This is a genomic window from Falsiroseomonas sp., assembly GCF_051860665.1.
Taxonomy (GTDB): Bacteria; Pseudomonadota; Alphaproteobacteria; order Acetobacterales; family Acetobacteraceae; genus Falsiroseomonas.
Genome location: NZ_JBHYDM010000020.1, coordinates 1 through 19554 on the forward strand (window position 1 = coordinate 1; position 19554 = coordinate 19554).

Annotated in this window: 23 protein-coding genes; 6 read left to right on the forward strand and 17 right to left on the reverse strand. The window is 71.1% G+C overall.

The window, feature by feature from the left end; all coding sequences use genetic code 11:
* Window positions 1–86 precede the first annotated feature (86 nt).
* Together ACTIF1_RS18075 and ACTIF1_RS18080 are read right to left on the reverse strand one after the other, a co-directional pair.
* Entirely contained in the window at window positions 87–791 is a 705-nt protein-coding gene (locus ACTIF1_RS18075; protein WP_439597850.1) for a molybdate ABC transporter substrate-binding protein, read from the reverse strand.
* 79 nt (window positions 792–870) lie between these two features.
* Complete coding sequence (locus tag ACTIF1_RS18080; RefSeq protein WP_439597851.1) at window positions 871–1689, reverse strand: squalene/phytoene synthase family protein; 819 nt, start codon at window positions 1687–1689, stop codon at window positions 871–873.
* 143 nt (window positions 1690–1832) lie between these two features.
* Here ACTIF1_RS18080 and ACTIF1_RS18085 point away from each other — a divergent pair, with 143 nt between their 5' ends.
* Entirely contained in the window at window positions 1833–2471 is a 639-nt protein-coding gene (locus ACTIF1_RS18085) for a superoxide dismutase (RefSeq protein ID WP_439597852.1), read from the forward strand.
* 131 nt (window positions 2472–2602) lie between these two features.
* On the opposite strand, the gene yajC is transcribed toward ACTIF1_RS18085, so the two are convergent.
* Complete coding sequence (yajC, locus tag ACTIF1_RS18090) at window positions 2603–2941, reverse strand: preprotein translocase subunit YajC (RefSeq protein WP_439597853.1); 339 nt, start codon at window positions 2939–2941, stop codon at window positions 2603–2605.
* A 132-nt stretch (window positions 2942–3073) separates the two neighbouring features.
* Here yajC and ACTIF1_RS18095 point away from each other — a divergent pair, with 132 nt between their 5' ends.
* Window positions 3074–3934: an ATP-binding protein gene (locus tag ACTIF1_RS18095; RefSeq protein ID WP_439597937.1), complete on the forward strand. Its 861-nt coding sequence runs from the start codon at window positions 3074–3076 to the stop codon at window positions 3932–3934.
* 169 nt (window positions 3935–4103) lie between these two features.
* Window positions 4104–4325, forward strand: a complete 222-nt coding sequence (locus tag ACTIF1_RS18100; RefSeq protein WP_439597854.1) for a hypothetical protein — start codon at window positions 4104–4106, stop codon at window positions 4323–4325.
* A 39-nt stretch (window positions 4326–4364) separates the two neighbouring features.
* On the opposite strand, the gene serS is transcribed toward ACTIF1_RS18100, so the two are convergent.
* The 11 genes from serS to ACTIF1_RS18155 all read right to left on the reverse strand — a co-directional run bounded on the left by serS (window position 4365) and on the right by ACTIF1_RS18155 (window position 15244).
* Window positions 4365–5636: a serine--tRNA ligase gene (gene serS, locus ACTIF1_RS18105; RefSeq protein ID WP_439597855.1), complete on the reverse strand. Its 1272-nt coding sequence runs from the start codon at window positions 5634–5636 to the stop codon at window positions 4365–4367.
* A 74-nt stretch (window positions 5637–5710) separates the two neighbouring features.
* Complete coding sequence (gene tatC, locus ACTIF1_RS18110) at window positions 5711–6463, reverse strand: twin-arginine translocase subunit TatC (protein ID WP_439597938.1); 753 nt, start codon at window positions 6461–6463, stop codon at window positions 5711–5713.
* A 57-nt stretch (window positions 6464–6520) separates the two neighbouring features.
* A complete protein-coding gene (tatB, locus tag ACTIF1_RS18115) occupies window positions 6521–7063 on the reverse strand; it encodes a Sec-independent protein translocase protein TatB (RefSeq protein ID WP_439597856.1) in 543 nt (180 codons plus the stop codon).
* 87 nt (window positions 7064–7150) lie between these two features.
* On the reverse strand, window positions 7151–8218 hold the full coding sequence (locus ACTIF1_RS18120) for an ABC transporter ATP-binding protein (RefSeq protein ID WP_439597857.1): 1068 nt from the start codon (window positions 8216–8218) through the stop codon (window positions 7151–7153).
* Window positions 8215–8880 (reverse strand): SMC-Scp complex subunit ScpB, encoded by a 666-nt coding sequence (gene scpB / locus ACTIF1_RS18125; RefSeq protein WP_439597858.1) that lies wholly within the window; start codon window positions 8878–8880, stop codon window positions 8215–8217. The genes ACTIF1_RS18120 and scpB overlap by 4 nt, the downstream gene beginning before the upstream one ends.
* On the reverse strand, window positions 8864–9634 hold the full coding sequence (locus ACTIF1_RS18130; RefSeq protein ID WP_439597859.1) for a segregation and condensation protein A: 771 nt from the start codon (window positions 9632–9634) through the stop codon (window positions 8864–8866). The genes scpB and ACTIF1_RS18130 overlap by 17 nt, the downstream gene beginning before the upstream one ends.
* Window positions 9631–10329 (reverse strand): site-2 protease family protein, encoded by a 699-nt coding sequence (locus tag ACTIF1_RS18135; RefSeq protein WP_439597860.1) that lies wholly within the window; start codon window positions 10327–10329, stop codon window positions 9631–9633. The genes ACTIF1_RS18130 and ACTIF1_RS18135 overlap by 4 nt, the downstream gene beginning before the upstream one ends.
* Window positions 10326–11342: a beta-N-acetylhexosaminidase gene (nagZ, locus tag ACTIF1_RS18140; protein ID WP_439597861.1), complete on the reverse strand. Its 1017-nt coding sequence runs from the start codon at window positions 11340–11342 to the stop codon at window positions 10326–10328. The genes ACTIF1_RS18135 and nagZ overlap by 4 nt, the downstream gene beginning before the upstream one ends.
* 7 nt (window positions 11343–11349) lie before the next feature.
* Window positions 11350–12108 carry an SPOR domain-containing protein gene (locus tag ACTIF1_RS18145; protein WP_439597862.1) on the reverse strand — a complete coding sequence of 253 codons (759 nt, stop codon included), beginning with the start codon at window positions 12106–12108 and terminating at the stop codon, window positions 11350–11352.
* Window positions 12105–13880 (reverse strand): arginine--tRNA ligase, encoded by a 1776-nt coding sequence (gene argS / locus ACTIF1_RS18150; protein WP_439597863.1) that lies wholly within the window; start codon window positions 13878–13880, stop codon window positions 12105–12107. Before argS ends, ACTIF1_RS18145 begins: the two co-directional genes overlap by 4 nt.
* A gap of 194 nt (window positions 13881–14074) precedes the next feature.
* Window positions 14075–15244, reverse strand: a complete 1170-nt coding sequence (locus ACTIF1_RS18155; RefSeq protein ID WP_439597864.1) for a deoxyguanosinetriphosphate triphosphohydrolase — start codon at window positions 15242–15244, stop codon at window positions 14075–14077.
* Between the two features lie 124 nt (window positions 15245–15368).
* On the opposite strand from ACTIF1_RS18155, the gene ACTIF1_RS18160 reads away from it, so the two are divergent.
* Window positions 15369–15704, forward strand: a complete 336-nt coding sequence (locus ACTIF1_RS18160; protein ID WP_439597865.1) for a HesB/IscA family protein — start codon at window positions 15369–15371, stop codon at window positions 15702–15704.
* A gap of 33 nt (window positions 15705–15737) precedes the next feature.
* The gene (locus ACTIF1_RS18165) at window positions 15738–16514 is read left to right on the forward strand and encodes an exodeoxyribonuclease III (RefSeq protein WP_439597866.1); all 777 of its coding nucleotides are present in this window, start codon (window positions 15738–15740) and stop codon (window positions 16512–16514) included.
* Between the two features lie 57 nt (window positions 16515–16571).
* Here ACTIF1_RS18165 and ACTIF1_RS18170 read toward each other — a convergent pair whose 3' ends face one another.
* Together ACTIF1_RS18170 and ilvD are read right to left on the reverse strand one after the other, a co-directional pair.
* Window positions 16572–16847, reverse strand: coding sequence for a hypothetical protein (locus ACTIF1_RS18170; RefSeq protein WP_439597867.1), 276 nt, complete (start codon window positions 16845–16847; stop codon window positions 16572–16574).
* A gap of 139 nt (window positions 16848–16986) precedes the next feature.
* Window positions 16987–18705 carry a dihydroxy-acid dehydratase gene (gene ilvD, locus ACTIF1_RS18175; protein WP_439597868.1) on the reverse strand — a complete coding sequence of 573 codons (1719 nt, stop codon included), beginning with the start codon at window positions 18703–18705 and terminating at the stop codon, window positions 16987–16989.
* Window positions 18706–18842: 137 nt separating this feature from the next.
* Here ilvD and ACTIF1_RS18180 point away from each other — a divergent pair, with 137 nt between their 5' ends.
* On the forward strand, window positions 18843–19361 hold the full coding sequence (locus tag ACTIF1_RS18180) for a Uma2 family endonuclease (RefSeq protein ID WP_439597869.1): 519 nt from the start codon (window positions 18843–18845) through the stop codon (window positions 19359–19361).
* Window positions 19362–19363: 2 nt separating this feature from the next.
* Here the strand turns inward: ACTIF1_RS18180 and ACTIF1_RS18185 are convergent, their stop codons facing one another.
* Complete coding sequence (locus ACTIF1_RS18185) at window positions 19364–19552, reverse strand: hypothetical protein (RefSeq protein WP_439597870.1); 189 nt, start codon at window positions 19550–19552, stop codon at window positions 19364–19366.
* Window positions 19553–19554 lie beyond the last annotated feature (2 nt).

Here is a 19554-nt window from a genome sequence, read left to right on the forward strand (position 1 = left end):
AGTGCCTCGGCCGCTTCCCCGCAGCCGAGTGCGCCAACTACCTCGCCAACTCAGGATATCCACGCCTGATGTGAAAACGCTCTAGCTCAGCCCGGCCGGAAGCCGATCCGGGCAAAGGCCGCCCGGGCGGCCTCCGTCTGGAAGGTGGCCAGCAGCTGCCGCGCCGCCGGGCCGTCCTGCACCACGGCGGCGCGATAGACGGTCCAGAGCTGCAGCGCATCCGGCAGCAGCCCCACCAGCTGCACCCCGGGCCGGTCGATGATCTCGGTGGCCTGGCTGAAGGCGAGCGACACCTCGCCGCGGCTGGCCATGGTCACCCCCTCCACCCCGAAGGACACCAGCCGCAGCTTTGGGCGCAGCGCCTCGGTCAGGCCGAGGCGCTCGATCACCGCCGCCACATGCCGCCCCGCCGTGGCCCCACGAGCCGGGTCGGCATAGGCGATGGTCTCGGCGGCCAGCAATGCGCTCCGGAAAGCCTCGGGGGTTGCGATATCCGGCACCGGGCGGCCCGCCGGCGCGCCGAGCGCGACCCCGGTGCGGCCGATCTCCGCCACCCCATCCGCCGGCACCAGTCCGCGGGCGGACAGCGCCGCGATGGCCTCCGCGCTCAGCAGGGTGACCTGCGGCCGCTCGCCCCCCAGGATGCGGTCGCGCAACGCGCCCACGGTGTCGAAGGCCGCCGCCGGGGCCGCGGTGCCGAGCGGCCCCAGGATCTCCTCCACCGCATGCTTCACCGCGCCAGCGGCGAAGATGGGCGGCGTGGCGGGCTGGGCGCGGGCGGCGGTCGTCATCAACACAGGCAGACCCAGAAACAGGCGGCGTGACGGCATGGCGATGCTCCTCCCCGGTCTTTCCGGGAGCGTGACATGCCTAGAGCCTGCCGCGAAAGCCTGCCCAAATGGTTGCGATCCGATCGCCCAGCCCGCGCGGGGCGGGAATCGGTCGGCCGGCGGCCAGCCGGGCCAGGTCGCGCGCCGCCAGCACCGCGGGCAGCACGGCCGGAAGGGCCTGTCGCGGCAGGGACCCCGTGCGGGCCTTGGCCAGTTGCGCCGCTCCCTCCTCGGCCAGGGCCCGGCGCAGCGGCTCGGCCACCGCAGGGTCGGCTACCACCTGCTCCGCCGCCAGCCCGGCCTCGGCCAGCGCATCGCGCGGCAGCAGGCAGCGGCCCTGGGCGGCATGCGCCGGCACGCTGCGCAGCACGCCGGCCAGGCCCTGCAGGGCACCCAGCCGCTGCAAGGCCGGCAGCGCCGCATCCGCCACGCCCAGCAGACGCCCCGCCGCCACCGCGAAGCCGCCCGGCCCGGCGCGGAGATAGGCGCCGAAGGCCTCGCGCGTCGGGATGCCCTCGGGCTCCGCCTCCGCCTCCCGCGCATCGATCAGGGCGGCAAGCGCCGAGGCCTCCAGCGCGCCTTCGGCGATGGCCTGGTGCAGCGGGCCGGCCACCTCGTGCCGGCGCGCGGGGCGGCCCTCCGCGGCCTCCGCCACCGCGTCGCGCCACCATTGCAGGCGGATCAGCGTGGCGATCGGGGTGCTCGTCACCTCCCGCGCCCGGGCCAGCTCGTGGTTGAAGGCGATCAGCGCAAAAAGGGCCTCCCGCCGTGCCGCGGGCGCGAAGAGCGCGGCCAGGAATCGGTCCGGGTCATGCTGCCGCGCGAAGGCGCCGAGCGGGGAAAGCGGGGGGCTGGCCATGCCGCCTGATGACGGTCCGCGGCGCGGCCCGCAAGTGCGGTTGACGCTTCCCGAGGCCACGCCTAGGTCTTTCACCGGTCGCGGGGACCATCCTCGCAAGTTGGGCCCGCAAGCCGGCCAAAGCCCCCAAACGGGAGAGATCCATGCCCTTTACCCTGCCGCCCCTGCCCTATTCGACCTCCGCCCTCGCCGCCCAGGGCATGTGCCAGGAGACGCTGGAGCTGCACCACGGCAAGCACCACAACGCCTATGTCACGGCGCTGAACGGGCTGATCGAGTCCAAGGGCCTGGCCGGCAAGTCGCTGGAGACCATCGTGGCCGAGGCCGGCAAGGCCGGCGCCGATGGCCTTCCCGTGCTGAACCAGGCCGGCCAGCATTGGAACCATGCGCTGTTCTGGCAGGTGATGTCGCCGAATGGCGGTGGCGACAAGCTTCCGGGCAAGCTGGCGGCGAAGATCGACAGCGACCTGGGCGGCCTGGCCGCCTTCAAGGAGGCCTTCAAGCAGGCCGGCGTGACGCAGTTCGGCAGCGGCTGGGCCTGGCTGATCATCGGCAGCGACGGCAAGCTGAAGGTCACCAAGACCCCGAACGGCGCCAACCCGATCTCGACCGGCGAAGGCCAGCCGATCCTCGGCTGCGATGTCTGGGAGCACGCCTATTACCTGGACTTCCGCAATGTCCGCCCGAACTACCTCGACAACTTCCTGAACAAGCTGGTCGATTGGGAAGTCGTGGGCGGCCTGCTGGACAAGGGCGGCCTGACCACCGGCCAGTCGGCTTGATCCTTGCGCCCTGCGGAGACGACGAAGGCGCCGGGGGCAACCCCCGGCGCCTTTTTCATGTCGGTGCTGGTCTCTGCTGAAGCCCTTTCCCCCCGTTGGGGGAGAGGGCCTCGGCACGGATGCGGCCTAGTTCAGCTCTTCACATCATTCGCCGGCGCCGGCGGCTTCACCACGCTGGCGATGGTGCCGCGCACGACCGTCACGCGGACATTCGGCGAAAGCTCCACCTCCACCTCGTCGCTGTCGTCGCGCACCTTGGTCACGGTGCCGACCAGGCCGCCGCCGGTGATGATCTTGTCGTTGCGCTTCAGCCCGCCGAGCATCGCGCGGTGCTCCTTCATCTTCTTCTGCTGCGGGCGGATCAGCAGGAAATAGAAGACGGCGAAGATCAAGATCAGCGGCAGCAGCTGCATGACGACGGCACCGGTGCCACCGGCGGCATCCTGGGCATAGGCAGGGGAGATGAACATGTGTCGGGGTCCGGCTTTCCAGGTGGGTCGTGGCCCCAGGCTTGCGGGGCACCGGCGCGCAACCTAGCTTCCGCGACCTTTCCGTCAATACATGATGCGGGTGCCGCCACCTTGTCCGACCCCCACGCCCTGCTGCCGACATCCCTTCATCCCATCTTGGCCCGCATCGCCGAGGCGCTGGAGCGCCTGGCCCCGCCGGCCCTGGCCAGGCCCGACCTCGGCGCGGCGGATGCCTTCGTCTGGCACCCCGGCCCGCCCGCGCGGCTTGACCCCGTGCCGAAGGTCTCGGCCGTGGAGATCACGCTGCTGCAGGGCGTGGAGCGCCAGAAGGCGCTGATCCTGGAAAACACGCTGCGCTTCGCCCGCGGCCTGCCCGCCAACAACGCCATGCTCTGGGGCGCCCGCGGCATGGGCAAGTCGAGCCTGGTGAAGGCGGCGCACGCCGCGGCCAATGCCGAGGCGCCCGGCGCCCTCGCCCTGATCGAGATCCAGCGGGAGGATATCCGCACCCTGCCCGATCTGCTGAACGTGCTGCGCGCAAGTGACCGCCGCTGCCTGGTCTTCTGCGACGACCTCTCCTTCGAGCGGGAGGATGCGGACTACAAGGCGCTGAAATCCGTGCTGGACGGCGGCATCGAGGGGCGCCCGGCCAATGTGCTGTTCTACGCCACCTCCAACCGCCGCCACCTGATGCCGCGCGACATGATCGAGAACGAGCGCAGCACCGCCATCAACCCTTCCGAGGCGATCGAGGAGAAGGTCTCGCTTTCCGACCGCTTCGGCCTCTGGATCGGCTTCCACAATTGCGACCAGGACACCTTCTTCGCCATGGTCGAGGGCTATGCCGCCAGCTTCGGCCTGCCCGCCACGACCGAGGAACTGCGCCGCGCGGCGGTGGAATGGAGCGTGACTCGCGGCGCCCGATCGGGCCGCGTCGCCTGGCAGTTCGTGCAGGACATGGCCGGGCGTCTGGGGGTGCGGACCCCCGGCTGAGGTCCCAAGATTGCAAAAACGCGGCGCCCGGTGACGCGGATGTGAATTCGCGGACGCAAACGCGCATCCTTCTTGCGGGGGCGGGTCGCCTGCCCCGAAGCTCCGCGCGCCACAGCGAGGCCGCCATCCCGGCGGAGAGCCGCCTGCGGCTTTCCCGAGGAGCCCTGCCTTGTTCTCCACCCTGCTCTCGCCGCTCTACGCCTTCTGCAGCCTGGTCTCGCGCAATCCGAAGCTGTCCATCATCGCGGGCCTCGCGCTGGGCGTGCTCGCCATCCTGACGCATCACGAGGCCTGGGCCTCCATGATGGTGATGTTCGTTGGCTTCGTGCTGATCTGGATGAGCGAGGCCACCATCGTTCGCCCGGAGCAGGGCGCGGTCGCGGGCGACTGACAGCTTCCGGGCGCCCCGCGAAGGGCGCCCCGTGCTGGCTCAGCCGGGGCTGAGCCGCTCCATCCCGCCCAGATAGGGGCGCAGCACCTCGGGGATGGTGACGCTGCCATCCTCCTCCTGGTGCGTCTCCAGCACCGCGATCAGCGCGCGGCCCACGGCCACGCCGCTGCCGTTCAGCGTATGCAGGAATTCCGTGCCCTTGCCCGCCGCGGGGCGGTAGCGCGCATCCATGCGGCGCGCCTGGAAATCCCGGCAGTTGGAGCAGGAGGAAATCTCCCGCCAGGCCTGCTGGCCGGGCAGCCAGACCTCCAGGTCATAGGTCTTGGCGGCGCCGAAGCCGGTATCGCCGGAAGCCAGCACGATGCGCCGCCAGACCAGGCCGAGCTCGGTCAGCACCCGCTCCGCGCAGGCCGTCATCCGCTCATGCTCGGCTTCCGACTGCTCCGGCAGGGTGATGGAGACCAGCTCCACCTTGGGGAACTGGTGCTGGCGCAGCATGCCGCGCGTGTCCCGGCCGGCGGAGCCGGCTTCCGAGCGGAAGCAGGGCGACAGCGCGGCCAGCCGCATCGGCAGCGCCGATTCCGCAAGAATTTCGCCACGGACGAAGTTGGTCAGCGGCACCTCCGCCGTCGGGATCAGCCAGCGGCCATCCGTGGTGGCGAAGAGGTCCTCCTTGAACTTCGGCAGTTGGCCGGTGCCGTACATGGTGGCGTCGTTCACCAGCAGCGGCACGCTGGCCTCGGTATAGCCATGCGCGTCCACATGCAGGTTCAGCATCCACTGGCCCAGTGCGCGTTCCAGCCGCGCCAGCTTCCCGCGCAGCACGGTGAAGCGCGCGCCGGCCAGTTTCGTGGCGGTGGAGAAGTCCATGCCGAAGGCCTCGCCCAGCTCGAAGTGCTGGCGCGGCGTGAAGGGATAGTTGCGCGGGCTGCCATGGGTCTGGAGCACGACATTGGCGCTCTCATCCGCGCCATCCGGCACGTCGCCCGCCAGCAGGTTGGGCAGGGCTGCCAGCAGCGCGTCCCGCGCCGCCTCATGCGCCTCGGGCGTCGCGGCGGCGGCGGCATCCATGGCGGCCTTCACCTCGGCCTTCAGCCGCTCCGCCAGCGCCGTATCGCCCGCCTTCATGGCGGCGCCGATCTGGCGGGACAGTTCGTTGCGCGTGGTCTGCGCGGCCTGCACCAGGCGCACCGCCTCGATCCGCAGGTCGTCGAGGCGCAGCGCCTCGGCCGCCGCCGGCGGCAGGGACCGCCGGGCGAGCGCCGCGTCGAAGGCTTCGGGATTGGCGCGAACCGCCTTGATGTCGTGCATGGGGACCTGAGCGCGTGGTGTGGCGCTCAGCGGCTAGGCCAGAGCAGCGGGCCCGTCAATCGAGCCCGTCCCTCTCACGCCTCCTCCGCCGCCTTCTTCTTCCGCCCCATCCAGACCGCGGCGAGGATCGAGATCTCGTAGAGCAGGATCAGCGGCACGGCGAGGCCGATCTGGCTGATGATATCCGGCGGCGTGATGACGGCGGCCACCACGAACATGCCGACGATGGCGTAGCGCCGGCCCTTGCGCAGCCCCTCCACCGAGACGATGCCGACGCGGGCCAGCAGGGTCAGCAGCACCGGCAGCTGGAAGGCGATGCCGAAGGCCAGGATCATGTGCATGACCAGCGAGAGATATTCGCTGACCTTCGCCTCCAGCTGGATCGGCACCGTACCCGCCTCGGCCGGCGTCTCGAAGCTGATGAAGAAGCTCCAGGCCAGGGGGAAGATGAAGTAATAGGCCAGCGCCGCGCCCAGGACGAAGAGGAAGGGCGAGACCACCAGGAAGGGCGTGATCGCGTTCTTCTCGCTCTTGTAGAGGCCGGGGGCGATGAACAGCCAGAGCTGCGTCGCCCACATCGGGAAGCTGAAGAAGGTGGCGCCGAAGAAGGCGACCTTCAGGTAGGTGAAGAAGGCCTCGTAGAGCGCGGTGAAGATCATCCGCCGCTCGCCCATGCCCTGCGCCTGCAGGATGTCCGCCAGCGGCGCGGCCAGGAAGCCGTAGATCTGCCGGGAGAAATAGTAGCAGACCGCGAAGGCGATGATGAAGGCGCCGACAGACCAGAGAAGCCGCGTGCGCAGCTCCATCAGATGCTCGATCAACGGCATCGGCTTGTCGTTGATTTCGTCGTTCGGATCACGCGGCACGGTGGGGGGATCCGTATGTCAGGAGGCGGAGGTGCCGCTGGGCGGCACGAAGGCCGGCGGCGCAGGAGGCGGGGCGGGCTGGCTGGCCGCCAGGGGCGCGGGCGGCGGCGTGGCGCCCGGCGGGATGAAGGCGGGCGGCACCAGGGTCGGCGCGGGTGGCACGGCTGGCCCGGCCCCGGCAATCGGCGCTTCCGGCTGCACCGGCGGCGGGGTCACCGTCGCGCCATGCGCCGGGGCATCCGGCGCGAAGGCATCGCGCAACGGATTGCCGATCGGGTCCTCGGTGAAGGTTTTCCGGATCGAGCCGTCCTTGTCGATTTCCTTCTCGACGATATCGCGCACGTTAAAGCTGCGGATCTCGTTGATCTGGTTGCGGACGTCCTCGAGCTTCGCCTCGCGCACCACCTCATCCACCTGGCCCTGGAATTCCCCGGCCATGCGACGCAGCTTCTGGATGCCCTTGGCGATGCTGCGCACGGCATCGGGCAGGTCCTTGGGGCCGATGACGACCACAGCGACCACGGCAATCAGCGCCAGTTCGGTCCAATCGAGACCCAGCATGAATCCTCATCCCCGACCCAGCGGGGCCCATCCGTTAGCAGGATCGCCGCCCCCCGCCAATCCAAGCGGCCGACGGCTCGCACCTATCTAGGGAGCCTCGGGCGGGAATACGAAGGCCCGTTCGGTGTCCATCGCCACCGCAACGCGGTCGCCGCGGCTCAGCCAGGCCCCGGGCGGCAGGCGCGCATGCAGATGCAGCAGCCCGCCCTGCCCGTCCGCCACCGCCAGATGCACCAGCGTGGTGGCGCCCAGCAGGCGGCAGGCCTCCACCTCCGCGCTCGTGCCGCTGTTGGACTCCGCCGGCAGCACGCGCAGCCCCTCCGGCCGCAGCAGCACCTCCACAGCGCCGCCCTCCGCCGCCGGGGCGGGCTCGCGCGGCCTGGCCGCGCCGATCGGGGTTTCGGCCAGCCCGTCCCGCATGACGCCGGGCAGCCGGTTCACCTCGCCGAGGAAGGTCGCCACGAAGCGGGTCATCGGCGCCAGGTAGAGGGCGGAGGGCGGGCCGAGCTGCTCGATCCGCCCGGCATTCATCAGCGCGATGCGGTCGGCCATGAACATCGCCTCCTCCGCGTCATGCGTCACGATCAGGGTGGCGATGCCGGCTTCCTGCAGCACATGCAGCGTGTCGTCGCGCACCTGTTCCCGCAGCCGGGCATCGAGGCTGGCGAAAGCTTCATCCAGCAGCAACACGGCCGGCCTTGGTGCCAGCGCGCGGGCGAGTGCCACGCGCTGCTGCTGCCCGCCCGAGAGCATATGCGGCCAGGCGGTGGCGAAAGCCTCGAGGCCCACCCGCGCCAGCGCATCCATGATGCGCCACTTGCGCTGGCCGCGCGGCACGGCGCGCAGGCCGAAGGCGACGTTCTCCTCCACCGTCAGATGGGGAAACAGCGCATAGTCCTGGAAGACGAAGCCGACGCCGCGGGCCTCGGGCGGCGTCTCCCGCCCCGGCTCGGCGATCAGCTGGCCGTCCAGGGTGATGCGGCCCTGCTGCAAGGGCTCCAGCCCCGAGGCCAGGCGCAGCAGCGTGGTCTTGCCGCAGCCGGAGGGGCCGAGCAGGCAGAGGATCTCGCCCGGACCCACCTCCAGGTCCAGGTCCCGCAGCACCATCCCGCGTTCGGGGTAGTGGTGGGAGACGCCTTCGAAGCGGATGCTCAAGGCGGCGTCTCGTCCCCGGCGGGCGGCGCGGCCTCCGCCTCCGGCGTCAGCACCCGCAGCCCGTCGAGCAGCGGCGCCGTCTCGCCGCTCACGAGCTCCTCCCGCCGCGGCAGGTCGCGGAGCGACTTCAGGCCGAACTGCTCCAGGAAGCGGGAGGTGGTGCCCCAGAGGGTCGGGCGGCCCGGCACCTCCTTATGCCCGCGCGGCGCCACCAGCCCGTGTTCCAGCAGGGATTCGAGGGTGGACTGGGCCATGCTGGCGCCGCGGATCTCCTCGATCTCGGCCCGCGTCACCGGCTGGTGCCAGGCGATCACGGCCAGCGCCTCCATCGCCGCGCGCGGCAGCCGGCGCGGCACCTCCACCACCCGGGTCAGGGCGGCGGCGAGATCGGGGGCGGTGCGCAGCACGAAGCCGCCGGCGCTTTCGGCCAGCATCACGCCGCGGCCCTCCAGCGCCTGGCCCAGCGCGGCGAGCACGGCCGCGGCCTCCTCCCCCTCGCCCAGCAGCGCCTGCAGGCGGGCGGGCGTCACGGGACGGTCGGAGGCGAAGAGCAGCGCCTCCGCCAGCCGCAGCGCGGCGGCGCTGACGACGGGCGGCTCGGGCGCAGCCTCGGGCGCTGCCTCGTGTGCTGCCTCGGGCAGGTCCTCAGGCGGCTCGGACATCTTCCGCCTTCCCGGCCGCTTCCGCCTTGCGCAGCAGGATCGGCCCGAAGGCGCGGTCCTGGCGCAGGTCGAGCCCGCCGCCGCGCGCCATCTCCAGGCTGGCGATCAGCGTGCTGGCCAGCGCGGCGCGGCGTTCCACCGTATCCAGCTCCGCCCCCTCCGGCAGGAAGCGCTGCAGCACGGCCCAGCTGGGCATGTCGCCCAGCATCTGCGCCAGGCGGCCCAGCGCCTCCTGCACGCTCCAGAGTTTCCGGGGTTTGGGCCGATAGGGGCGCAGCGCCAGCGCGCGACGACGGCCGGCGACATAGGCCTGGCAGAGGGCGGCGAGATCGGCGCGCAGGCCGGAGCGGTCCTCGACGGTCAGGTTCTCCGGCGCGCCGCGCCCGAAGACATCGCGGCCGAGCTGCGGGCGCTGGCCGAGCCAGGCGGCGCCGGCGCGCATCGCCTCCAGCTCCGCCAGCCGATCGGTCAGGCGGCTGGCCAAAGCCTCCGGATCCTCCTCCGGCCCGGCTTCCTCCTTCGGCAGCAGCAGGCGGGATTTCAGCCAGGCGAGCCAAGCGGCCATCACCAGCCATTCGGCCTGCAGTTCCAGCCGCATGCCGCGCGCGCGCTCGATCACCGCCAGGTACTGGTCGACCAGCGCGACGATGGAAATGCCGGCCAGGTCCAGCTTCTGGGCCCGCGCCAGGTCCAGCAGCAGGTCCAGCGGGCCTTCATAGCCATCGAGCCTGAGATGCAGCACCGGGTCGGTCATCTCGCCCCTCCATGGCCGGTCAAGGCGAAGATCGCCTCCAGCACCGGCAGTGCCACGGATTGCAGGAGCATCCGCAAAGGGTCGAATCCGGGCACCAGATAGGGCACCAGGAACACCAGCCCGATGACAATGAAAAGCCCGAACCGCTCCAGCCTGGCCACGGCCCGCGCGGCCGGGGCCGGCAGGATGCCCACCAGGATGCGCCCGCCATCCAGGGGCGGGATCGGCAGCAGGTTGAAGCAGGCGAGAATGACATTGTAGAGCATCGACAGCGCGAAGAAGCGCAGCACCCAGTCCAGCAGGTCTTCCGGCAGCACCCCGCCGGCCGCCGTGGCCAGATGCGCCAGAAGGCCGAAGCCGAAGGCCAGGGCGAAGTTGATGGCCGGTCCCGCGGCGGCCACCAGCACCATGCCCCAGCGCGGGTCGCGCAGCCGCCAGATATCGACCGGCACCGGCTTGGCCCAGCCGAACATCGCCTCCACCCGCCCGATGGTCAGCAGTTGCGTGGCCAGCAGCAGGCCCGGCAGCAGGATGGTGCCGACCGGGTCCACATGGCGCAGCGGGTTCAGGCTGACCCGGCCGAGCAGCCAGGCCGTGTCATCGCCCAGCGCGCGGGCCGCAAAGCCATGCGCCGCCTCATGCAGGGTGATGGCGAGGATGGCCGCCAGGGCGACGGCCGCGATCTCGGCGATCACGCGAAGGCAGGCCGGGGCGCCAGCAGGCCGTCGCGGATCTGCGCCAGCAGCCCGGGGTCGATGGCGCGGCGGGCGGCCAGCATGGCGTCCCGCGCCGCCTGCATGCGCCGGGCGCCGGATTCGGCCAAGGGCGGGCAGGAGGCGAGCAGCGCCGCCGTCTCGGCCAGCACGCCGGTGCAATGCAGCGCCAGGTCGCAGCCCGCCGCCATGGTGGCGCCGGCCAGGTCGTTGGAAAGCCCCGCCATGGCACCCATGGCGAGATCGTCCGAGACCAGAACCCCATCGAAGCCAATCTCGCCGCGAATCACGTCGCGGATCAGCCCGGGCGAGAGGGTGGCCGGCAGGGCGGCATCCAGCGCGGTGTAGAGGATATGCGCCGTCATCGCCCAAAGCCCCGCCCCGCCATCGGCCGCGGACAGCGCCCGGAAGGGCGCGAAATCGGCGGCGAGCGTGGCGCGGTCCGCGGTGACGCGGGGCAGCGATTCGTGGCTGTCGACCTCCGCACGGCCATGGCCGGGGATATGCTTGATGACGGGGATGCAGCCCGCCTGCTGCAGCCCGCGCACCCAGGCGGCGCCGAGCCGCGCCACCTCCGCCGGGTCCTCGGAGAAGGCACGATCGCCGATCACGCCATGCGCGCCGGGCAGCCGCAGGTCCAGCACCGGGGCGCAGACCACGTCCAGGCCGAGTGCGGCGCAATCCAGGCCGAGCCGCGTGGCATTGGCCTCCGCCGCCATGGCGGGCGCGCCCTCGAAGCGCGCGGCGGCCGGGTAGTCCGGCCAATGCGGCGGGCGCAGCCGGGCGACGCGGCCGCCTTCCTGGTCCACCAGGATCGGCGCCGCCTCCCCCAGCTCCTCCCGCAGCGCGGCGGTCAGCGCCGCCACCTGGGCAGGGTTCTCGACATTGCGCCGGAACAGGATGGCGCCGGCCGGGCGGTGGCGACGGAACAGCGCCGCCTCCTCCGCCGACAGGGTCGTGCCGGCGATGCCGATGATGGCGGCCTTGGGAGTCATCGAATGCTCAGCGAACGGGGATGCAGGCGAGGCTGCGGGCGCGCAGCGCCTCGCAGAATTGGCGGGCGCCGTCCTGGTCCGCGAAGCCGGCGGTGCGCAGGCGGAAGAGCGGTGATTGCCCCTCCCGCTCCAGCCGCTGGACCACCGGGCTGCGGCCCTCGAAAAGCTCCGGCGCGCGGCGGGAGATGCGTTCGAATTCCGATCGCGCCGCCTCCTCGCTCGCCACGGCGGCGAGCTGCACCATCACCCGGCCACCGGCAACCACGCGCGGCACGGCCGGTGCGGCGGCAGGCGTGGGGGTGGCGGGGGCCGCAGGTGCCGGGGCTGGCGCGCCGGTGCGGGCAGCGGCGGGCTCGGCCTGCGGGGCGGCGGGCTCCGCCGGGCGCGGCAGGGGTCGGGGGGCGACCACTGGCGGCGGCGCCACGGCGGCGCGCAGCAGGTCCAGATTCGGCGCCTCCGGCTCCGGCACCATGCTGCCATTGCGGCCGGGCTGCTGGGCCGCCTGGCGGTTGCCGGGGCGTTCCAGGACCAAGGCATTCTGGTTCGGCACGCGCAGCCCGCCGGGATCCTCGGGCCGCACCTTGAAGGGCCGCGGATCGGCCTCCACCACCGGCACGCCGCCGCCGCCCGAACCCGTGAAGGCCCAATAGGCCCCTGCCCCCACCGCGACCACCGCCAGCATGCCGCCTGCCACCGCCAGCATGCGCCACGGAACCCCGGAGGGTTCCCGCTGCACGCGATAGGATGGCACCATCATATCGCTCATCGCATCTCCTCGACGGGTTCGACCCCCATCACCGCGAGGCCAGAGCGCAGGACCACCGTGGTGGCCGCCACGAGCGCGAGGCGCGCCCGCGTGGCCTCCGGCTCCTCCGCCCGGATGAAGCGCAACGTCGCATCATCGCGCCCCCTGTTCCACAATACATGAAAGTCGCTGGCCAAGTCTTGGAGAAAGAACGCGATTCGATGCGGCTCTCGCGCCGCAGCAGCGGCCTCCACCGTGCGCGGCCAGGCGGCCATGCGGCGGATCAGCGCGAGCTCGGCGGGGTCGGTCAGGCTGTCCAGCGGCGCCTGCGCCAGTTCCGCCTGGGCCGGATCGCCGGCGGAGCGCAGGACGGAGCGGCAGCGGGCATGGGCGTATTGCACGTAGAAGACCGGGTTCTCCCGCGTCTGCTCGATGACCTTGTTCAGGTCGAATTCCATCTGCGCATCGGCCTTGCGCGTCAGCATGGTGAAGCGGACGGCGTCCTTGCCGACCTCGTCGATCAGGTCGCGCAGGGTGACGTAGGTGCCGGCGCGCTTGGACATGCGGACCGGCTCGCCGTCCTTCATCACATGCACGATCTGGGTCAGCACCACGTCCAGGCTGACCTTGCGGTCCGAGAGCGCGGCGACGGCCGCCTGCATGCGCTTGACGTAGCCACCATGGTCGGCGCCCCAGACCTGCACCAGCTGCGGAAAGCCGCGCTCGATCTTGGCCAGGTGATTGGCCACGTCATTGGCAAAGTAGGTGCCGCTGCCGTCGGACTTGCGCAGCGGCCGGTCGACGTCGTCGCCGAAGGCCGTGGCGCGGAACAGCACCTGCGGGCGGGGCTCCCAGTCCTCCGGCGTCTTGCCCTTCGGCGGCTCCAGCACGCCGGTATAGATCAGGTCCTTGGCGGCGAGCGCCGCCTCCGCCTTCTCCAGCCAGCCCTCGGCCACGATGGCGCGCTCGCTGATGAAGACGTCGTGCTGCACGCCGAGGGCTGCCAGGTCCTCGCGGATCGCGGACATCATGGCTTCCACGGTGAAGTCCCGCACCGTGTCCAGCCAGAGCGTCGCCGGCGCCGGCATGCCGCCCGGCTCGGCCAGGGATTCGCGGAAAATCTGGCGCAGGGCGATGCCGACCGGCACCAGGTATTCGCCCTTGTATTGCAGCCCGCCCGGCACCGATTGGGCATAGTCCTCCTCGGTCAGCGGCGTGCCGAGGGCCTGGAGGTAGCGCCAGTAGGTGGCATAGGCGAGCGCCAGAACCTGCGCGCCGGCGTCGTTCACATAATACTCGCGAGTGACGTCATAGCCCGCCTTGCGCAGCAGCAGCGCCAGCGCGTCCCCCACCACGGCGCCGCGGCAATGGCCGACATGCATCGGTCCGGTCGGATTGGCCGAGACATATTCGACATTCACCGGCCCGCCATCCCGCGCCGGCCCGTCGCCATAGGAAGGCCCTGCCGCCAGCACCGCCGGCACCACAGCACGAACAAAAGCCTCATCCAGACGGAGGTTGACGAAGCCCGGCCCGGCCGGCGTCGCCTCGACCACCACGGGCAGCGCGCGCAGCTTCTCGCAGAGCAGCGCCGCCAGCTTCGGCGGCGGCATCTTGGCGAGCTTCGCCACCACCATGGCGCCATTGGTCGCCATGTCGCCATGCGCGGCGTCCTTCGGCGGCTCCACCAGCACGCGCGCAAAAGCCTCGGGCGGCAGTTCCGGCAGGATCTGCGTCAGGGCGTCGACCACATGGGCGCGCATCGTGGCAAAGAGGTCGGCGGTCGGGATCATGCAGGCGAATCCGAAACGGTGGGGGTGGTCTGGAATTCTGTGGGAAGCCCATTCCCCCTGCTTATGGGGGAGAGGGTTGGCTGAGGGGGACGCGCAAGCATCCGAAGCGGCCTGATGGCTTCACGCCCCCCTCATCCAAACCCTCTCCCCCCTTCGGGTGGGAGAGGGTTTGGTCAGCGAATCTCGACAGCCTTCTAGCCCGGGATGGAGGGATCGGTCAGGCGCCGATGCTCCTCCAGCGCGAAACGGTCGGTCATGCCGGCCAGGTAGTCGCAGACCGCCTGGGCGGCCGCGGTGCTGCCGGCTTCCCCGGCCTTCTCCTGCCACCAGGGCGGCAGCTGGCGCGGCTCGCCATGCAGCAGGGTGAAGAGCAATTGCAGCGCCCGCTTGCACTTCTGGGTGGTGCGGTTGACGCGCCAGTGGCGGTACATGCGCTGGAAGAGGAAGGCGCGCAGCGCGTTGTTCGCCTCCATCATCCCGTCCGAGAAGGCGACCACCGGCCGGTCATGGGCGCGGATATCCGCCGCGCTGGCCGGCGCCAAAGCGGCGATGCGGCGGCGGGTCTCGGCCACCGTGTCGTTCACCATGGCATTGATCACCCGGCGCACCACCTCCGCCACCGCGCGGTCCCGCGGCAGGTTCGGGTTGGCCTTCAGCGCCTCGGCATGCGCCTCCCGCACCAGAGGCAGGGTTGCCGCCTCCTCCAGCGTGAAGAGGCCGGCGCGGATGCCGTCGTCCAGGTCGTGATTGTTGTAGGCGATGTCATCCGCCAGCGCCGCCACCTGCGCCTCCGCGCTGGAATGGGTGGTGAGTTCCAGCGGGTGCAGCCGGTCGTATTCGACGATATAGGGGCTGGGCCGGCGCAGCGGGCCATTGTGCTTGGCCAGGCCCTCCAGCGTCTCCCAGGTCAGGTTCAGCCCGTCGAAGCCGGCATAGCGCGTCTCAAGCCGGGTCACGGCCTTCAGCGACTGCGCGTTGTGGTCGAAGCCGCCATAGGGCTTCATCATCGCATCCAGCGCATCCTCCCCGCCATGGCCGAAGGGCGGGTGGCCGAGGTCGTGGGCCAGGGCCAGCGCCTCCGCCAGGTCTTCCTCCAGCGCAAGTTCGCGGGCGATGGAGCGCGCGATCTGCGCCACCTCCAGGCTATGCGTCAGCCGGGTCCGGAAGTGGTCGCCTTCGTGATAGACGAAGACCTGGGTCTTGTATTGCAGGCGCCGGAAGGCGGTGGCGTGGATGATGCGGTCGCGGTCCCGCTGGTAGGGCGAGCGCGCGCCGCCGCCGGGCTCGGCATGCAGCCGCCCGCGGGAGGTTTCGGTGCGAACGGCCCAGGGGGCCAGCCCATCCGGGAGGCGCTTCGGATCCATTGTCCCCGGCCTAGCACCCGCCTGCCCCGGCTGGAAGTGTCGCGCCCCAGGGCGCGCCCGTCTGCCCGCCCAGCGAAGCCTGGAAGCGGGGCCGCTTCCATCCTATCTTGCCGCTATGGAAACCATGACCGCACCCTTCCGCGTCACCCCCCGTGCGGCCGCCCAGGTGGCGGAGATCGCGGCCCGCCAGGGCAAGCCCGGCGCCGGCCTGCGGCTCGCGGTGGATGCCGGCGGCTGTTCCGGCTTCCAGTACCGCTTCGACCTGGAGGAGGCCCCGGCCGAGGACGACCTGGTGGTGGCGGAAGGCCCCGGCCGCGTCTTCGTCGATCCCGTGAGCCTGGAGCTGCTGGCCGGCGCCGAGCTGGATTGGACGGAGGCGCTGATCGGGGCCCATTTCGCGGTCAAGAACCCCCAGGCGGTCAGCGCCTGCGGCTGCGGCACCAGCTTCTCGGTCGGGTAGCCAAAGGGCGCGGGCGCGGGCAGTCTCCGCCGCATGACCCGCCTCGCCAGCTTCAACGTGAACTCCGTCCGCAAGCGGGCGCCGCATATCCTGCGCTTCCTGGCGCGGCAGCAGCCGGACCTGCTGTTCCTGCAGGAGCTGAAGTGCAGGACGGAGGAATTCCCGGCGCTGGACTTCACCTCCGCCGGCTACCGCGTGCATGCGGTGGGGCAGACGGGCGGGCGCAACGGCGTGGCCGTGATCTCCCGCATTCCCTTCGAGGTGGTGGCCGAACGCCTGCCCGGCGACGATGCCGATAGCCAGGCCCGCTATATCGAGGTCTCGGCCGCGGGGATGCAGGTGGCGGGCATCTACCTGCCGAATGGCAATTCCGGCGGCGACGAGGGCTACCTGTACAAGCTCGCCTGGATGGAGCGGCTGCGGCGCCAGGCCCAGGCGCGGCTGGATGCCTTCACCCCCTTCGCCATCCTGGGCGACTTCAATGTCTGCCCGACCGAGCACGACCTGGCGCCGGGCGCCCTGCCGCCGACCGATGCGCTGGTGCGGCCGGAGACCCGGGCCGAATGGCGGGCATTGGAGCATCTCGGCCTGACCGATGCGCTGCGCGCGCTGCACCCGGCGCCGGAGCGGATCTACACCTACTGGGACTATGGCTCCGCCTTCGAGCGCAATGCCGGGCTGCGCATCGACCATGCGCTGCTGAGCGCGGAGCTGGCGGAGCGGCTGGAAGCCTGCATCGTGGATGTGGATCCGAGGGCGGAGGAACAGCCCTCGGACCATACGCCGCTCGTCATCGACCTGATGGGCTGAGCATCTTCAAGCCAGGCGGCCCCGACTGGCGACTCGGACAATGCGTCTCGCAGAACCTCACCGCCAGTGATGGCCGCGGTGATGCCCATGATGCCGCCCGCGGTCCCAGTGGCCATGATGGCGCGGGGGCGCGTAGTAGCGCGGCGGCGGGTAGTAGGGGCGGTAGACCGGGCGCGGCGCGTAGTAGCGCGGCGGCGGCGGCGCGTAATAGGGCTGGGCATAGCCGTAGCCATAACCATAGCCGCCCACCGGCGTGACATCGGCGGCAACCACGCAGCCGGGCGCAAACAGCAGCACCGGCAGCAGCAGGAACAGGGCACGGAGGCGGCGCATGGCGGGGTCTCCCCTGCGGCGGGCCGGTTTCGTCTGGAGGCCCTGCCGCTTGATGGGGAGTTAACCCGCCGGCCATGTCCCGGTTCGGGCGCGATCGCGGCGCCGCCAAGGCCGATTGCGGCGGCGGCGCCTTGAATCGCTACTGGTCGGCGTAGATGTGGCCCTCCTCCGCCGCGCCCGGATGCGTCACCGCGCCCTGCGCCGCCGGGCCCACCGTCTGGGCGTATTTCCACAGCGCGCCGGAGGTATAGAGCGTCTTGCGCGGGGTCCAGGCGGCGCGGCGGGCGGCCAGCTCGGCCTCGGGCAGCATCACGTCGATGGTGCCGGCCTCGGCATCGATGACGATCGGGTCGCCATTCTTCAGCAGCGCGATGGGCCCGCCCACCGCCGCCTCCGGCCCCACATGGCCGATGCAGAAGCCGCGCGTGGCGCCGGAGAAGCGGCCATCGGTGATCAGGGCCACCTTGTCGCCCATGCCCTGGCCGTAGATGGCGCTGGTGGTCGACAGCATCTCCCGCATCCCGGGGCCGCCCTTCGGGCCCTCGTAGCGAATGATGATGACATCGCCCGGCTTGTAGGCGCGCATCTCCACCGCCTTGAAGGCATCCTCCTCGCAATCGAAGCAGAGCGCCGTGCCCTCGAAGCGGAGGTTCTTCATGCCGGCGATCTTCACGATGGCGCCTTCCGGGGCGAGCGAGCCCTTGAGGGAGACCACGCCGCCGATGGGCGAGATCGGGTCGCTGGTCGGGCGGACCACGTCCTGGTCCTTGGGGACGATCACCTCGGCATGGTTCTCGGCCAGCGTCCTGCCGCTGACGGTCATGGCATCGCCGCGGAGGTAGCCGCCCTCCAGCAGCGCCTTGATGATCACCGGCACGCCGCCGATGTTGAACACGTCCTGCGCCACATAGCGGCCGCCGGGCTTCAGGTCCGCGATATGCGGCGTGGCGCGCATGATCTCCGCCACGTCATGCAGGTCGAACCTGATGCCGCATTCATGCGCGATGGCCGGCAGGTGCAGCGCCGCATTGGTGGACCCGCCGGTGGCGCCGACGATGGCGGCCGCGTTGAACAGCGCATCCCGCGTCACGATGTCCCGCGGCCGCAGGTTTTTCCGGATGAGCTCCACCACGGCGCGGCCGGACTGCACGGCGTAGAAGTCGCGCGATTCATCCGGCGCGGGCGCGCCGGCGGAGCCCGGCAGGGCGAGGCCGATGACTTCGGAAATGCAGGCCATGGTATTGGCGGTGAACTGGCCGCCGCAGGCGCCGGCGCCCGGGCAGGCATGCTGTTCCAGCTCCAGCAGGTCGGCATCCGACATATTGCCGGCGGCGTGCTGGCCGACCGCCTCGAAGACATCCACCACCGTGACGTCGCGGCCCTTGAAGCGGCCGGGGCGGATCGAGCCGCCATACATGAAGACGGAGGGCACGTTCAGCCGCACCATCGCCATCATCACGCCCGGCAGCGACTTGTCGCAGCCCGCCACGCCCACCAGCGCATCATAGCAATGGCCGCGCATGGTCAGCTCGATGGAATCGGCGATGACGTCGCGCGATGCCAGGGACGACTTCATGGACTGGTGGCCCATGGCGATGCCATCCGTCACCGTGATGGTGGTGAATTCGCGCGGCGTCGCGCCGGCCTCCTTCACGCCCACCTTCACGGACTGCGCCTGGCGGGACAGCGCGATATTGCAGGGCGCGGCCTCGTTCCAGCAGGTGGCGACGCCGACGAAGGGCTGGTCGATCTCCGCCTGGGTCAGGCCCATGGCGTAGTAGTAGCTGCGATGCGGCGCACGCTCCGGCCCCACGGTGGTGTGGCGGCTCGGCAGCTTGGACTTGTCCCACTTGGTCATGGCGCGTTTCCCGGCGGTTTGGGATTGGCGTGCCACAGCTTTTCGGGCGCGGCCAGGGGAAGATCGTGGTTTCCGACGATGGGAGCAGGTTAGGCTGACTTCCCATGCAGCACGAAGCGGACCCATCCACCCCCTCGATGACCCCTTCGGCCTTCTACGCCTGGGCCGAGGGTCGCGGGCGGCATGAGCTGGTTGAAGGTCGCGTCCAGGCGATGCCGCGCCGCAGGGTGGGCCATGCCCGCAGCCGCGCCGCGTGCTGGCGCGCCCTGGCGGAGGCCATCGACTCATCCGGATCCATGGCCGAGGCGCTGATGGGCTCTGCGGTGGAGATCGGCGAGGCCACTGTGCATGTGCCTGACCTGGTGGTCTCGGCCGGACCGCCGCTGTCGGGCGATGCCATCGCCGTGCCGCAGCCCGTCGTGGTGGTGGAGATCGCCACGGAAGGCCGAACCGACCTGCTGAGAAAGCTGGTCGACTACCTGAGCGCACCCTCGATCCGCCACTTCCTGCTTCTGTCGGTCGAAACCCGGACCCTGATCCATCACCGCCGGGCGGAGGATGGCACGATCCACTCGGCCATCCTGCGCGAGGGCCCCCTCACCCTGGACCCGCCCGGCCTGACGGTGATGGTGGACGCGCTGTTCCCGAAGGCCTGACCTCAGCCGACCGCCAACAAAAACCCCACGCCCAGCACCAGCCCCACCACGGCGCCCAGCCCCTGCGCCTGGGCCCGGTTCAGCCGCAGCCCCGCCACCACCCGCCCCGGCAGCACCGCGGCGAAGAGCCAGACGGGCACCGAGAAGACCAGGATCGCGGCCAGCAGCTTCAGCGTGCCGGGTTCCAGCATGA

Coding starts and splice junctions, on each gene's coding strand:
- ACTIF1_RS18075 (WP_439597850.1), bottom strand. CDS start 791: ATGACGACCGCCGCCCGCGCCCAGCCCGCCACGCCGCCCATCTTCGCC.
- ACTIF1_RS18080 (WP_439597851.1), bottom strand. CDS start 1,689: ATGGCCAGCCCCCCGCTTTCCCCGCTCGGCGCCTTCGCGCGGCAGCAT.
- ACTIF1_RS18085 (WP_439597852.1), top strand. CDS start 1,833: ATGCCCTTTACCCTGCCGCCCCTGCCCTATTCGACCTCCGCCCTCGCC.
- yajC (WP_439597853.1), bottom strand. CDS start 2,941: ATGTTCATCTCCCCTGCCTATGCCCAGGATGCCGCCGGTGGCACCGGT.
- serS (WP_439597855.1), bottom strand. CDS start 5,636: ATGCACGACATCAAGGCGGTTCGCGCCAATCCCGAAGCCTTCGACGCG.
- tatC (WP_439597938.1), bottom strand. CDS start 6,463: ATGCCGTTGATCGAGCATCTGATGGAGCTGCGCACGCGGCTTCTCTGG.
- tatB (WP_439597856.1), bottom strand. CDS start 7,063: ATGCTGGGTCTCGATTGGACCGAACTGGCGCTGATTGCCGTGGTCGCT.
- scpB (WP_439597858.1), bottom strand. CDS start 8,880: ATGTCCGAGCCGCCTGAGGACCTGCCCGAGGCAGCACACGAGGCAGCG.
- ACTIF1_RS18130 (WP_439597859.1), bottom strand. CDS start 9,634: ATGACCGACCCGGTGCTGCATCTCAGGCTCGATGGCTATGAAGGCCCG.
- nagZ (WP_439597861.1), bottom strand. CDS start 11,342: ATGACTCCCAAGGCCGCCATCATCGGCATCGCCGGCACGACCCTGTCG.
- ACTIF1_RS18145 (WP_439597862.1), bottom strand. CDS start 12,108: ATGAGCGATATGATGGTGCCATCCTATCGCGTGCAGCGGGAACCCTCC.
- argS (WP_439597863.1), bottom strand. CDS start 13,880: ATGATCCCGACCGCCGACCTCTTTGCCACGATGCGCGCCCATGTGGTC.
- ACTIF1_RS18155 (WP_439597864.1), bottom strand. CDS start 15,244: ATGGATCCGAAGCGCCTCCCGGATGGGCTGGCCCCCTGGGCCGTTCGC.
- ACTIF1_RS18160 (WP_439597865.1), top strand. CDS start 15,369: ATGACCGCACCCTTCCGCGTCACCCCCCGTGCGGCCGCCCAGGTGGCG.
- ACTIF1_RS18165 (WP_439597866.1), top strand. CDS start 15,738: ATGACCCGCCTCGCCAGCTTCAACGTGAACTCCGTCCGCAAGCGGGCG.
- ACTIF1_RS18170 (WP_439597867.1), bottom strand. CDS start 16,847: ATGCGCCGCCTCCGTGCCCTGTTCCTGCTGCTGCCGGTGCTGCTGTTT.
- ilvD (WP_439597868.1), bottom strand. CDS start 18,705: ATGACCAAGTGGGACAAGTCCAAGCTGCCGAGCCGCCACACCACCGTG.
- ACTIF1_RS18180 (WP_439597869.1), top strand. CDS start 18,843: ATGACCCCTTCGGCCTTCTACGCCTGGGCCGAGGGTCGCGGGCGGCAT.
- ACTIF1_RS18185 (WP_439597870.1), bottom strand. CDS start 19,552: ATGCTGGAACCCGGCACGCTGAAGCTGCTGGCCGCGATCCTGGTCTTC.